The organism is Streptomyces sp. NPDC096311 (assembly GCF_044763085.1).
In the GTDB taxonomy this organism is placed as follows: Bacteria; Actinomycetota; Actinomycetes; order Streptomycetales; family Streptomycetaceae; genus Streptomyces.
On sequence record NZ_JBIWFN010000005.1, the window covers coordinates 218,839 to 232,621 of the forward strand.

The window sequence follows — 13,783 nt, forward strand, 5'->3', positions numbered from 1 at the left end:
GGACGAGAGGCGGACCACCATGGCACACGACCACCACGACCACGAGAGCGCCCAGCACGCTCATGACCACACCCACGTGGACTTCGCCGAGATGATCCCCATGCTGGAGCAGGAGGCGGAGCTGTTCAGCCCGCTCTACACCGAGGCGGCGGGCTGGCTGCGGGACCAGCGGTCCGAGACCGGGCTGATCGTGGACGCGGGCAGTGGCCCCGGTGTCATCTCCTGTCTCCTCGCGGAGACCTTCCCCGCGGCGCGGGTCGTGGCCGTGGACGAGGTGGAACCCCTGCTGGAGCGGGCCCGCGCCCGCGCCGACCGGCTCGGCCTCGGCGACCGCTTCAGCACCTTGCGAGCCGAACTCGGCAGCGGACTGGGCGACGTGGAGTACCCGGCGGACCTGCTGTGGGCGAGCAGGTCCCTGCACCACGTGGGCGACCAGCGTGCCGCGCTCGCCGGATTCGCGCGCGCCCTCGCGCCCGGCGGCACCCTCGCCCTCATGGAGGGCGGCCTGCCCACGCGCTACTTCCCGCGCGACATCGGCATGGGTCGCCCCGGCCTCCAGTCCCGTGTCGAGGCGGTCCACGACGAGTGGTTCGGCCGGATGCGGGACGAGCTGCCCGGGGCGGTGGCCGAGACGGAGGACTGGCCCGCCCTGATGACCGCCGTCGGCCTGCGCCACACCGCGACCCGCACTTTCCTCGTCGACCTCCCCGCCCCGCTCTCGGACGAGACACGCGCCTTCGTCGTCACCTCCCTCACCCACCGCCGCACCTTCCTCGCTCCCGGCCTCGACGCGGACGACCTCGCCACCCTCGACCGTCTCCTCGACCCGGACGACAAGGCGAGCGTGTACCACCGGCCGGACGTCTTCCTGCTGACCGCGCACACCGTGCACGTCGCGGTGAAGCCGGAGTAGTTCCCGTCCGGTCAGCAGGTGCCGGGGCGCGCGTACACGGTGACCCGGGCACCCTGGACCCGGCGTGTGTCGCACTGCTCGAAGTACGTGGCCAGGACCCGCCGTTTGACGATCTCCCCCGGGGTCGCGTCGAGCGGCTGCCCCGCGGGATCGCGCACGGCGACGATACGTGTCGCCATGATCATGCGGGCGCGGACGACCGGCGCCGGAACCTCGGTGCCGTACAGGGTGTGCGAGGCGGCCGGTGCGCGGTCGAGGGCCAGATCGCGCAGCCCGCGCAGGGCCCCGGGGTCGGACAGGGACCACACCCGGCGCCGCGCCGGCAGGTAGAGGACCCCGTCACCCGGCGCACCGGCCTCGGCGACGGCCCGGGTGATCGCGCCCACGTCGTCGACCCGGCTCTGTGGTGTACGCAGTTGCAGGGTGACGGGGAGCAGCGCGAGAACGGCGGCGCCCGCACAGGCCAGCGCCACCGCGCGGGACCGCCGGGCCCGGGTGATCCGGGCCAGTGCCGCGCCGGTCAACAGGGCGGTGCCGCTCTGGCCGTAGAGCACATAGCGATCCACATACAGGGGCGTGACCAGCGAGACCAGCAGGAGCAGCAGGGCGGGCAGCACGAGGAGCCCGAGCGCGAGGGCGGGCAGCCGGACGCCCCGGAGTACCCGCGCAGTGGGGTTCCGGCATATCGTCGCGCAGGCCACGGCGAGAACGGCCGTTCCCGCGAATCCCGCGAGCGCTCCGGCGCCCGGTCCGCCGATCCACGACACCTGATCCGACTGCCGCGTACTCAGCACGGCGAGCGGCGCCACCGTGACGAGGACCACCGCCGCCGCCCCGGCCCAGGCCCGGCGGGCGGCGCGTGGCACGGCGACCGCGTGCGCGGTCAGCGCCAGTACGGCGAACTCGTGCAGCAGCCCGGCGGCCACCAGCACTGCGGCGTAGGCGACCCAGGTGCGGCCGTCCCGGCTCGCCACCGCCCGCACCAGCAGATACGTCGCCCAGACGACCAGCGCGCACACGATCGCGTACGACCGGCCCTCCTGCGCGTACCGCTGGACCTGCGGCAGCAGTGCGAAGACGGATCCGGCGAGGAGACCCGCGCGGGGTCCGGCCAGCCGGTGTCCGAGGAGAGCCAGCGTTCCCGTCGCCGCGACCGTGGCGAGGACCGACGGGAGCCGCAGCACCAGGAGCGGATCCAGCCCGCCGGTGGCCTCGAAGAGCAGGTGCATGAGCAGGTAGTACAGCCCGTGTACGGCGTCGGCATCGGCGAGTGTCGACCACAGATCGGGCAGGGACCGCCGCGCCATGTCGTAGGTCACCGCCTCGTCCCGCCACATGGTGCCGCCGCGCCGAACGCCCCACAGTCCGAGGGCGAGCGAGAGCAGGGCGGGGGCGTACACCGTCAGTGGGGTGTGCGGGGCGGGCGACGACAACCGTGCGGGGGAGAACGGCGGTCTGGAAGTGTGTGTGGTGGCGATGGCTGACTCCGGCGCGTGGTCGATGCCTCGCGGTCCCCTCCGAGGGGGCCCCGAGAACGTGCACCGTCGAGTCCAGCCTCCGGACGATTGATGGGCAGCCCCGTCGCGGGGCACCTATCAATGCAGGTGGGGAGCGGTGCCGACGGATCGGGCCGCCGCGGACAGGGGGAGTCACCGGTGGGACGCCGAGAGAAGCCGCTGGATCCGGCCCAGGGCGCGGTGGCGCGGTTCGCCTTCGAGCTGCGGAGGCTCCGCGACGAGGCGGGCGCCCCGACCTACCGCGCGATGGCCCGCCGGGCGGGCTACTCGGGCCCCACACTGTCCGCCGCGGCGGCGGGCGAGAAACTGCCCACACTGCCGGTGCTCTTGGCGTACGTCAGCGCTTGCGGAGGGGACACCTCCGAGTGGGAGCGGCGCTGGCGCGCGGCGCTCGCGGACGAGGCGGGCACGCCCGCACCGGCCGACGCAGAGTGCCCGTACCCGGGACTCGCCCGCTTCGAGCCCGCCGACCGGGACCGCTTCCACGGCCGCGACGACCTGATCGCCGAACTGCTGCGACTCGTCGGCCGCAGGCGGGTGTCGGCCGTCGTCGGCGCCTCGGGCAGCGGCAAGTCGTCCCTCTTACGGGCGGGGCTGATACCGGCACTGCGCACATCGGCCGGTACGAGGGAAACGGAGCCGGCCGTCGCGGTGCGGGCGCGCGTGTCGCTCCCCGGACAACGCAGTTGCCCCGTGGCCGAATTCGGGACCACGGCCACCGAGTCCGCTCCGCCCGCCGTCCCCGCCCCGCTGTCCGCCACTCACCCTCCGGCCCCCGCCGTCATCCGCATCCTCACCCCCGGCGCCCACCCGGCCCGCACCCACGGCGCGCTGTTCGTCCCGCACGACGCGCCCGGCGACACCCTGCTCGTCATCGACCAGTTCGAGGAGCTCTTCGCGCTCTGCGCCGACCCAGGTGAACGGGCCCTGTTCATCGAGCGGTTGCTCACGGCGCTGGACCCGGACAGCGGACTGCGCGTGATCATCGGGGTCCGCGCCGACTTCTACGGACGGTGCGCCGAACACGGCCCGCTCGCCGAGGCGCTGCGGGACTCCACCCTGCTCGTCGGGCCGATGACCCCGCAGCGGCTGCGGGAGGCGGTCGTCCGGCCGGCCGTCGCGCGACGGGTCGTCGTCGAACGCGCCCTCACCGCACGCATCGTGGCGGACGTGGCCGACGAGCCGGGCGGTCTGCCCCTGATGGCCCACGCGCTGCGCGAGATCTGGCGGCGCCGCAGCGCCCGTACCCTCTCCCTGGCCGCGTACGAGGCGATCGGCGGCGTCCAGGGCGCCGTCGCGCACACCGCGGAAGAGGTGTACGCGCGCTGCGCCCCCGTCGAGGCGGCAGCGGTACGGGCGCTGCTGCTGCGGCTGGTGAACCCCGGTGACGGGGCCGAGGACACCCGGCGGCCCGTCCTTCGCGACGAACTGGGGGATGCGGGCACCACGGCGCGGGTGCTCGAACAGCTCGTGAGGGCACGCCTGTTGACGGTGGACGGCGACACCGTGGACCTCGCGCACGAGGCCCTGATCAGTGCCTGGCCCCGGCTGCGCGGCTGGGTGGACGAGGACCGCGAACGGCTGCGGCTGCACCGCAGGCTCACCGAGGCGGCGCGCACCTGGCAGCAGCTGGACCGGGACGCCGGAGCCCTCTACCGGGGGGTGCGACTGACGGCGGCGCGTGAGGAATTCGGGTCCGAACCGGGCGAGTTGAGCAGGCTGGAGCGGGACTTCCTGACCGCGAGCGTGACGGCGCATGAGTCGGGTCGTCGTGCCGCCGCCCGCGCGGCCCGCCGACTGCGGAGTCTGACCGTGTCCCTCGCCGTGCTGCTCTGTCTCGCCGTAGTCGCGGGTGCGACCGCCTGGCGGCAGAGCGGGGTCAGCGCACGGCAGCGGGACGAGGCGCAGGCCCGGCGGGTCGCCGCCTTCGCGGACACGCTCCGGCCGACGGATCCCCGCACGGCGATGCGCCTCGCGCTCGCGGCCTGGCGCACCGCGGACCTGCCCGAGACCCGCGAGGCGGTCCGGACGGCCGCCGCCCAGAGCGACCAGGCCGCCTTCACCGAGCCCGCACAGCTCGGCGCCCCCGACGCGCCGCACTGGCTCGGCGCGGACGGCCGGATCCTGACAACGGTCGTAGGGGACAAGGCAGTTCAGTGGGACGTACGCCGTCAGCGGCGGCTGCGCGAGGTCGCGCTGCCCGGTCTCTCGGAGGGGATCATCGACGTCAGCGCCGACGCCCGCTGGATCGCGTACCGCGGCCGCGACGGCGCGACGGTCAGGAACCTGACGAACGGGGAGAGCCACCGCGTCGCGCCGGGATCCTGGACCGACACCGGCGGGGCGTTCGGGCCGAGCGGACGCACCTTCGTCGTACGGCGCGAGGGGCGGGGGACCGGAGACGAGCGGGCCACGGTCGAGGTGTGGGACGTACGACGGGAGCGGGTCCTCTTCCGATATCCAGGAGTCGACCGGGACGGACCGCTGCCGGTTCTGAGCCCGAACGACCGCTTTCTCGCCTGGTGCACCCACGACGGTGAACAACTGCGCGTCTGGGACGTCGTCGAGCGGCGCCGGGTCGCGACCGAGCCGCCCGCGCGGACCCAGCGGCTCCTGTGCCGCTCGGACGAGTCGGTCTTCACCCCCGACAACCGCGCGCTGGCCGCGGGAACCGCCGACGGCGTCGTCACCTGGGACTTCCACGCCGACCAGGGACGTCCCCTGCTGCCGATGCCCGGCGAGGGCGTCAACTCGGTGGAGTTCGATCCCACAGGCGCCTATGTCCTTACCTGGGGTTCGGCCGGCCTCGCCCTGTGGCGTACGGACAGCCCGGCCCCGGCGGACGGCGGGCCGCGCCGACCGCTCATCACGTTCCCCGTCGAAACCCCCGCCGTCACCGACATCCGGCTCGACCCGCGCGAGGGCGTGCTGCGCTACCGCGAAGGTTCCCAGGCGGGAGTCGTACGCACCCTTTCGCTGCACGGGCTCATCAGCCCGGCGTGGCGGAACACGGCGCGGACCGACGCCGCGTTCGACGCCGACGGGAAGCCGGCCGAACCCGCCATGCGGCCCGCGGTGCGTGCCGTCGCCGCGGACGGCACGGTGCACACCGCCGTCAGCACCCGCGACGGCATCCTCGTCACCCGTCGGGGCGCGCACCCCGTTTCCCACGTCGTCGGAAGACGGAGCGAAGGCCCCGCCGCGATCGACCCGGCGGGGCGTACGGTCGTGACCGCCGAGGGAGTCCTGATCGACGTCGCGACGGGCAGTCGCAGACAGGGACTCCAGGGCGAGGATCTCCTGCCGACCGCGGTCTTCAGCCCGGACGGACGCTACTTGGCCGCCGCCGACATCCAAGGGCGCCTCACCCTGTGGGACGCGGGCGGGCAGCACCGGTTCGCCGTCCTGGCAGCCGCCGACTCCACCGTCGAGCGGCCCGCCCTGGCCTTCTCGGCCGACGGCTCGCTGCTGGCCGCGAGCCGGGCCGACGGCTCGGTCCGCGTGTGGGAGACGGCGTCCCCGCGGCTGGAGGGGGCGAGTCTCCCCACCGGTGACGGACCGGTCCTCGCCATGGGATTCACCGAGGACGCAAGGGAGTTGCACATCGCGACAGCTCATCTTCCCCTGCGCTCGGCACAGTTGACGCCGAGCCGTGCGGCGGGCGATGTGTGCGCCCGGACGGGGGGCGGGGTGACCCGGGCCGAGTGGCGCAGACATCTGCCCGACGTGCCCTACCGGCGGACGTGTTGAGGGAGGCCGGCAGTGCCGGCCTTGACTTCGAGAGCGCTTCAAGTGATGTACTCCCGTTCGTTGTCGTACGCATACGGGGGTATCCATGACCGACTCACCTGTCGCACTCATCACCGGTGGCGGAAGCGGTATCGGCGCCGCGGTCGCGCGGCGACTGCTCGACGCCGGCCACCGGGTCACGGTCACCGGCCGCGGTGCGGAGCGGCTGCGTGCCTTCGCCGAGGAACTCGGCCGCCCGCCGGGCCTGTTGACGGTCGTCGGGAACGCGGCCGAGTACGACCAGGTGCGCGCCGCCGTCGAGCTGACGCTCAAGGAGTTCGGGCGCCTCGACACCGTCGTGGCCAACGCGGGCTTCGCCACGCACGACACCGTCGCCGAGGGTGACCCGGCGGGCTGGTCCGAGATGGTGCTGACCAATGTGCTGGGTCCCGCGCTGCTGATCAGGGCCTCCATCGACGCCCTGAAGGAGACGCGGGGCCGGATCGTGCTGGTCGGGAGTGTGGCGGGCCACGTCCACGGCCCCGGCAACATCTACGGGGCCACCAAGTGGGCTGTGACCGGGCTCGCAGAGAACGCCCGCCGCGAGGTGACCGAGTTCGGTGTCGGCGTGACCCTGATCTCGCCGGGCCGGGTGGAGACCCCGTTCTGGGACAGCTACGGGAGTCTGCCACCCGGTCATCTGCTGACGGCGGACCAGCTCGCCGAGTCGATCGTCTGGGCGATCGGACAGCCTTCGGGCGTCGATGTGAACACCGTGGTGGTACGTCCGATCGGCCAGCCCAACTGACGTCGGATCCGCGGGCGCCTCGGTCGTAGCGGCAACCTCGGTTGTCGCGGAAGCCTCAGTCGTTGCGGAAGCCTCAGTTGTTCTGCAGGAACTGCTTCGCCAACGAGTCCCCGAGCGAGACCGCCGCACTGTGACTCTCGATCGGCGACACCTGGGAGTTCTTGAACAGGATGTACGTCACGCCGGAGTCGGCCCCGCCCGTGGCAGGGTCGGGGTCGATGCCGAGGGCCTTCGCCGTGGCGTACGACGCCTCACCGATGATCTTCGTGGGCCCGGTGTCGCCGACCACCGCGTACTCGACCTTGTTGTTGTAGATCACGGCGACGACACCGCCGCCCTTGATGCCGTAGCTCGTGTACTTCCAGATACTGCTGGTGCTGGGCACGACGACATACGGCAGTGACTCGGCGCGCAGCGGCTTCCCGTTGGACTGGTGGAACGCCGTGTCGTCCTGGAACCAGGGGTCGGCGTCACCGTTGCACTTGCCGGTGACCTGACCGTCGCAGTCGATGTCCATGTCGGCCTTCCAGAACACCGCGCCGTTCTTGCCGCACACGGGGATGGTGGCCGAGGTCTCGTCGTCGGTCTTGTACTTGCCACTCGATATCTGCGAACAGGATGTCACCTTGGCGAGCAGGTCGGCCGCGCTGACCGAACCCTCCTGGGCGGAACGGGGGGTGACGGAGCCCGACGCGCTGGCCGGGAGTGCCGCGGTGGCGAGGAGCGCGGCGCCGGCGACGGCCGCGAGGGTCAGTGTTCGAGAGCGCACTGTGGGGGACCCTTCTGTTAGGAAAGTTTCCTTACCGGGTTGCCGTACAAGGTGGCCCTCTTGCATGAGCGCGTCAAGCCCTCCGGCGGAGTTGGTCCGGTCCAGGGGCTGGAACCGCCGTGAAGGGGTGCAGGCGCGTGTCGGCGCGTGCGGGGGAGAACGCCGCCGGCCCGGACACGCGGTGCGCGTCCGGGCCGGCGGCGGGATCGGGGCAGGTCAGCCCATGGGGGCCGGGCTCAGCCCATGTCGAACGTCGCCGGGTCGGGACCCAGGCGACGGTCCTCGTTCAGCGCGCTGATCGCCGCGATGTCCTCGGTGTCGAGCGAGAAGTCGAAGACGTCGATGTTCTCCTTGATCCGGGAGGGGGTCACGGACTTGGGGATCACGACGTTGCCCAGCTGGATGTGCCAGCGCAGCACGATCTGGGCCGGAGTGCGGTTGTGCTTCTGGGCGATGGCGACGATCGCGGGGACCTCCAGCAGGCCCTTGCCCGAGCCGAGCGGGGACCAGGCCTCGATGGCGATGCCCTGCTGCGCGTGGTACTCGCGGGCCGCGTGCTGCTGGAGGTGCGGGTGCAGCTCGATCTGGTTGACGGCCGGGATGACGGACGTCGCCTCGATCAGCTGCTCCAGGTACTCGGGGTAGAAGTTGGAGACACCGATGGCCTTGATCCGGCCGTCCGTGTAGAGCTTCTCGAAGGCCTTGTACGTGTCGATGTACTTGCCCCGGGTCGGCAGCGGCCAGTGGATCAGATACAGGTCGAGGTAGTCCAGGCCGAGCTTCTCCAGGGAGGTGTCGAACGCGCGGAGCGTCGAGTCGTACCCCTGGTCGCTGTTCCACAGCTTGGTGGTGACGAAGAGTTCCTCGCGGGGGATGCCGGAGGTGGCGATGGCCTTGCCCGTACCCTCCTCGTTGCCGTAGATCGCCGCGGTGTCGATGCTGCGGTATCCGGACTCCAGCGCCGTGGCGACGGCCTGCTCCGCCTCGTCGTCCGGGACCTGCCAGACACCGAAGCCCAGCTGCGGCATCTCGACGCCGTTGTTCAGGATGATCGGGGGGACCTTGCTCACGAGCTTTTGATCCTTAAGTCGTCGGGTGGTACTCCCATGGTCAACGATCACCGGTCGTTATGCATTCCTGACCGGCGGATTCGCTGTGGATTCCTGGTGAGGATCGGAGATTGGCCGGAAATGGATCCGACCTTATCGGTCCGGACCATTGACCGAGTTCCGTCATCCGACCACTCTGTAGGGCGTCACCGAACGGGTTCATGAACCCGGTGCATGCATGTGAACACCAGCACCTGTCTGGGCTCTACACCCCCCACCCATCAGGAAAGCAGGTACGCGCACATGAACAAGAGCGCCCTCGAAGGCCGCCGCGCGGAGCACGCCATTCGGGAAACATCGGAGGAAAGGGTCTGGGAGACCCCCGGGTATCTGGTCGTCGAGACCGCCCTCGAGGTCACCGCGTACGCCCTCGGTGACCGCCTGGGCCCGGTGGCCGAACGGGCAACCGCCGGGCCACACGCGGCACGTACGGCCTAGCCCCACGGTTGTCGAACCATGACCGCGACACCGGTGCGCGACGACGGTGCCGCGGCCCCTTGGGGAACCGCCGAGTTCACCGAGCGGCTGCGTGCCGTCGCCGAGGACCGCTACCACGACCGTCATCCCTTCAACGTCCGTATGCACCAAGGCGAGTTGACCCCGGCCGAGCTGCGCCGCTGGATCATCAACCGCTTCCACTACCAACGCCACATCCCCGTCAAGGACGCCCTGATCCTGGCCAAGTTCGACGATCCCGCAGTGCGGCGGGTGTGGGTCCGCAGGATCCAGGACCACGACGGCACGGCCGTCGGGCAGGGCGGCATCGAACGCTGGCTGCGGCTGGGCGAGGCCGCCGGCCTCGAACGGCCGGCGCTGTGGAACACCGCCCGGGTGCTGCCCGGCGTCCGGCTCGCGGTCGAGGGCTACGTCAATTTCTGCCGCCTGCGCCCCGCGCTCGACGCGGTCGCCGCCTCCCTCACGGAGTTGTCCGCACCGGGGCTGATGCGCACGCGGATCGCCGCGTTCGAGCGGTACTACCCCTGGATCGAGGCAGAGGGGCTCGCGTATTTCCGTACCCGCATCGGGCAGGGCGGCCGTGACAGCGAGGAGGCGCTCGCCCTGGTCCAGGGCTGGGCCCGCACTCGTGAGCAGCAGGAACGGGCGGTGGCGGCGCTGACGTTCAAGTGCGAGGTGCTGTGGGCGCTCCTGGACGCGGTGGACCGAGCGAGCGACTCAGCGCCGACGGGCACGTCGGGCGGGGTGTCGGGGGATGCCTCGCTCTTCGTGTCCGGGGGTGCGCCGGGGGATGCCTCGCTCTTCGGACCTGAGCGTGTACCGGGGGATGCGTTGCCCTGGGTGTCCGAGGGCGCGCCGGGAGATGCCTCACCCCTCGTGTTCGAGTCGGCCTCAGAGGATGTCTCGCGCGGAGGCGCCTCAGCGGGTCCCTCGGATTCGGTGGCGACTTCGCGTGCGCGCCGGCCCGCGCAGGGGTGCCCCCGCGCCGCGCGGAATGCAGCCGGCGGCGACGTGGCTTCGGGCGCGGCGGCGCAGGCGCGGACCTCGGGTGCGTCGATGCCGACGAAGGCCCAGACCCTTCACCCCGGTACACCCGTGCAGACGGACACCTCGGTGGTGCCCGGCCCCGCAGGGGGGCCGCCATGACCTGGCGTCCCGTTCTCGCCCGCGCCGTGATGCTCCGTCATGATCCCGTCCGTGACACCGATTTGCTGCTCATGCCCGAACGCGTCGTCGTCCTGCGCGGCCACGCCGGGAGTGTCGTCCGGCTCTGTGACGGCAGACGCGAGGTACCCGAGATCGTCGCCGCGCTCGCCGCACGCTTCCCCGGCGCGCCGGTCGCCGACGAAGTGCCCCGATTCCTCACGGCGTTGCACGAGGAGGGCTGGCTGCGATGACCGCGACCGTCGATCCCCCCTGGGCCCTGCTGGCCGAACTCACCCACGGCTGCCCGCTGCGCTGCGCGTATTGCTCCAACCCCGTCGAACTGATCAGTCGGTCAAGAGAGCTGACCGCCGGACAATGGACCGACGTCTTTCGTCAAGCCGCTGACCTGGGCGTTGTGCAGACCCACCTGTCCGGCGGCGAACCCCTCCTCAGGCGTGATCTCGCCCGGATCGTCGCCGCCGCCGACACCGTGAGCCTCTACACCCAGCTCGTCACCAGCGGAGTGGGCCTGCACGAGCGAAGGCTCGCGGAGCTGGTGGACGCGGGACTGCGCAGCGTCCAGCTCTCCGTACAGCACACCGATGCCCAGGCCGCCGAACTCATCGCGGGAACTCGCGCGTTCACCGCCAAGGAGCGCGCCGCACGGCTGGTGCGGGCGACAGGGCTGCCACTCGGTCTGAACGTCGTGCTGCACCGGGCCAACATCGACGCCGTCGACGACCTGATCACGCTCGCCCTCGCCTGGGGCGCCGACCGGATCGAGCTCGCCCACACGCAGTACCACGGCTGGGCCGCCCGCAACCGCACCGCCCTGCTGCCGACCCGGGACCAGCTCGAACAGGCTCGCGTCACCGTGCGCCGCCGACGCGAACAACTCAACGGTTCCCTGGAGTTGGTCTGGGTCGCCCCGGACCTGCTCGACGCCACCGCGAAACCCTGTATGGGCGGCTGGGGCGCCGTTTCCCTGACCGTCGCCCCGGACGGCACCGCGCTCCCGTGCCCCTCCGCCGCCACACTCCCCGCACTCGACGCGCCGAACGTGCGCGCACACCGGCTCGACTGGATCTGGCGCGAGTCGAAGGCCTTCAACGCCTACCGCGGCGAGGCCTGGATGCCGGACCCCTGCCGCGGCTGCGCGCTGCGCACGACCGACTTCGGCGGCTGCCGCTGCCAGGCGTACGCGCTCACCGGCGACGCCTCCCGCACCGACCCGGCCTGCCGCCACGCACCCGACCACCACCTCGTCCGCGCGCTCGTCGACGAGGCCCCGCTCAGGAACTCCGCCTACGCCTACCGAGAGGGAGGAACATGAGACGACGACTGCGGGCCATGCTGATGGCGGGCGTGCTCACCACCGCCGGCCTGACCACGGTGGCCGCCACCGCACCCCCGGCACCCTTACCCCAAGCGCCTGCGGGAAGGCCCGCCGCCGCCCAGGACTGGTCCGTCGCCCTGATCGACTCGACCATGGCCCGCTACACCCCGAGCACGATCGGCGGCTGGTCGTACCCGGTCGGGCTGTACCTCTACGGCCAGTACCTCACGTACCGGCGCACGCACGACGCCCGCTATCTCACCTACATCAAGAGCTATGTCGACCGCTTCGTGTCGAGCGACGGTTCGATCGGCCAGAGCTTCAACAGTCTCGACAGCATGCAGGCGGGCCGACTGCTGACGATCCTGCACCACGAGACGGGCCAGGACCGCTACCGCAAGGCGGCGCTGAAGATCCGGAACCGTCTGAACACCTACCCGCGGACCTCCGACGGAGGCTTCTGGCACGCCGACACCAGCAGCCGGGCCCACCAACTCTGGTCGGACGGCGTCTACATGGTGAACCCGTTCCTCGTCGAGTACGGCAAGGAGTTCGGGGACGCGACCTACGCGAACGACGAGGCCGCCAAGCAGCTCTACGTCTACGGCAACCACCTTCAGGTGGCGAACGGCCTGTTGAAGCACGCCTACGACGAGTCGAGGACGGCGAGCTGGGCCGACCCGGCGACCGGCCTCGCCCCGGAGCACTGGTGCCGGGCGGTCGGCTGGTACGCGATGGCGATCGTCAACGTGCTCGACGCGATCCCGGTCAACCACCCCAGGCGGCCCCAACTCGTCGGCATTTTCAGGAGGTTGGCCGCCGGTCTGGAGAAGTACCAGGACCCGGCCACCGGCCGCTGGTTCCAGGTGATCGACAAGGGCGCCCGCAGCGACAACTGGACCGAGACGTCCTGCTCCAGCATGTTCACCTACGCCCTCTCCCGCGGCGCCCAGCAGGGCTACCTCGACCCGCACTACGCGACCGTCGCCGGGCGCGGTTACCAGGGCGTCCTCGCCAGGATGTCGGTCGGCTCCGACGGCCGCACCAACCTCACCGACATCTCCATCGGCACCAATGTCGGCGACTACGCGTACTACATCGCCCGCGACCGGGCCACGAACGACTTCCACGGCCTCGGCGCCTTTCTGATCATGAACGAACAGCTCACAGCCCACCCACTCAGGACGAGGTGAGTCAGCCATGAGCACCACCAGAAGGTCCCTGCTCGGCGTGGCGCTCGGCGGCGCCGCCGGAGCCGCGGTCGGCATCCCGGCGACGGCCACCGCCGCCCACGCCGCTTCCTGGCAGCTGAAGTGGTCCCCCTCGGCGAGCGGCGACAAGCTCGGCGCCTTCGAGACGATCGAGGACGACCGCGCGGACTCGCACCCCGCGGGACAGCCGCACATCTTCGCCACCGGCGACAACTGGCGCTTCAACATGCACACCGTCGACCGCGACACCTCCACCGACCGCCAGCGCCAGGAGGTCACCGGGCTGCGTACGAGCGGCAGCAGTTATCTCAAGTGGACCGCCGGGCAGACCTGGCGGCTCACGTACTCGATGTACATCCCGAGCTCGCTGAAGGCGACCACGACCTTCACGCACATCATGCAGATGAAGCAGCCGGGCACCGGCACCTCGCCGATCGTCGTGCAGTCGCTGCGCCGGGTGAACGGCGTGCAGACCATCGAGCTGAAGCTCGCCATCGACGACATCCTCATCGGCCGTACGGACCTCGATCCGCTGCACGACAAGTGGACGGACGTCGACTTCCAGATCAAGGTCGGTGACGGTACGTCGGGCTCGGTCCGCTGGATCCTCAAGAGCGGCTCGACCACGATCATCGACAAGTCCAGGACGGGCGTCGACACCTTCCTCGCCGACCGGGTGCGCCCCAAGTGGGGCATCTACCGGTCCCTCGGCGACACCTCCGGGTCTCTGCAGGACTGCTACCTGCTGCTGACCAACCTGCGCGGCTACCAACTGGTATGAGGAGCCGT

At 71.3% G+C, this 13,783-nt stretch carries 10 protein-coding genes and 2 pseudogenes; 9 read left to right on the forward strand and 3 right to left on the reverse strand.

Annotation, left to right across the window (positions count from 1 at the left end):
• Positions 1-19: 19 nt before the first annotated feature.
• Positions 20-913 carry a class I SAM-dependent methyltransferase gene (locus ACIRA5_RS15230; protein WP_403690976.1) on the forward strand — a complete coding sequence of 298 codons (894 nt, stop codon included), beginning with the start codon at positions 20-22 and terminating at the stop codon, positions 911-913.
• An 11-nt stretch (positions 914-924) separates the two neighbouring features.
• Here ACIRA5_RS15230 and ACIRA5_RS15235 read toward each other — a convergent pair whose 3' ends face one another.
• Positions 925-2,313: a glycosyltransferase family 39 protein gene (locus ACIRA5_RS15235; RefSeq protein ID WP_403690977.1), complete on the reverse strand. Its 1,389-nt coding sequence runs from the start codon at positions 2,311-2,313 to the stop codon at positions 925-927.
• A gap of 255 nt (positions 2,314-2,568) precedes the next feature.
• On the opposite strand from ACIRA5_RS15235, the gene ACIRA5_RS15240 reads away from it, so the two are divergent.
• Entirely contained in the window at positions 2,569-6,180 is a 3,612-nt protein-coding gene (locus ACIRA5_RS15240) for a hypothetical protein (RefSeq protein WP_403690978.1), read from the forward strand.
• 85 nt (positions 6,181-6,265) lie between these two features.
• Complete coding sequence (locus tag ACIRA5_RS15245; RefSeq protein WP_403690980.1) at positions 6,266-6,967, forward strand: SDR family oxidoreductase; 702 nt, start codon at positions 6,266-6,268, stop codon at positions 6,965-6,967.
• A 73-nt stretch (positions 6,968-7,040) separates the two neighbouring features.
• Here ACIRA5_RS15245 and ACIRA5_RS15250 read toward each other — a convergent pair whose 3' ends face one another.
• Together ACIRA5_RS15250 and ACIRA5_RS15255 are read right to left on the reverse strand one after the other, a co-directional pair.
• Positions 7,041-7,736, reverse strand: coding sequence for a glycoside hydrolase family 75 protein (locus tag ACIRA5_RS15250; protein WP_352044722.1), 696 nt, complete (start codon positions 7,734-7,736; stop codon positions 7,041-7,043).
• Between the two features lie 236 nt (positions 7,737-7,972).
• The gene (locus tag ACIRA5_RS15255; protein WP_403691331.1) at positions 7,973-8,764 is read right to left on the reverse strand and encodes an aldo/keto reductase; all 792 of its coding nucleotides are present in this window, start codon (positions 8,762-8,764) and stop codon (positions 7,973-7,975) included.
• Positions 8,765-9,130: 366 nt separating this feature from the next.
• On the opposite strand from ACIRA5_RS15255, the pseudogene pqqA reads away from it, so the two are divergent.
• The 6 genes and pseudogenes from pqqA to ACIRA5_RS15285 form a co-directional block, all read left to right on the forward strand.
• Positions 9,131-9,226, forward strand: a pseudogene (pqqA, locus tag ACIRA5_RS15260) (pyrroloquinoline quinone precursor peptide PqqA); the annotation flags it as partial.
• A gap of 75 nt (positions 9,227-9,301) precedes the next feature.
• A pseudogene (gene pqqC, locus ACIRA5_RS15265) lies at positions 9,302-10,012 on the forward strand (pyrroloquinoline-quinone synthase PqqC); the annotation flags it as partial.
• Between the two features lie 431 nt (positions 10,013-10,443).
• Positions 10,444-10,698, forward strand: a complete 255-nt coding sequence (gene pqqD / locus ACIRA5_RS15270) for a pyrroloquinoline quinone biosynthesis peptide chaperone PqqD (protein ID WP_403690981.1) — start codon at positions 10,444-10,446, stop codon at positions 10,696-10,698.
• Entirely contained in the window at positions 10,695-11,780 is a 1,086-nt protein-coding gene (gene pqqE / locus ACIRA5_RS15275) for a pyrroloquinoline quinone biosynthesis protein PqqE (protein WP_403690982.1), read from the forward strand. The genes pqqD and pqqE overlap by 4 nt, the downstream gene beginning before the upstream one ends.
• Complete coding sequence (locus ACIRA5_RS15280) at positions 11,777-12,976, forward strand: glycoside hydrolase family 105 protein (protein ID WP_403690983.1); 1,200 nt, start codon at positions 11,777-11,779, stop codon at positions 12,974-12,976. The genes pqqE and ACIRA5_RS15280 overlap by 4 nt, the downstream gene beginning before the upstream one ends.
• Positions 12,977-12,983: 7 nt before the next feature.
• On the forward strand, positions 12,984-13,775 hold the full coding sequence (locus ACIRA5_RS15285) for a Tat pathway signal sequence domain protein (RefSeq protein WP_403690984.1): 792 nt from the start codon (positions 12,984-12,986) through the stop codon (positions 13,773-13,775).
• Positions 13,776-13,783 lie beyond the last annotated feature (8 nt).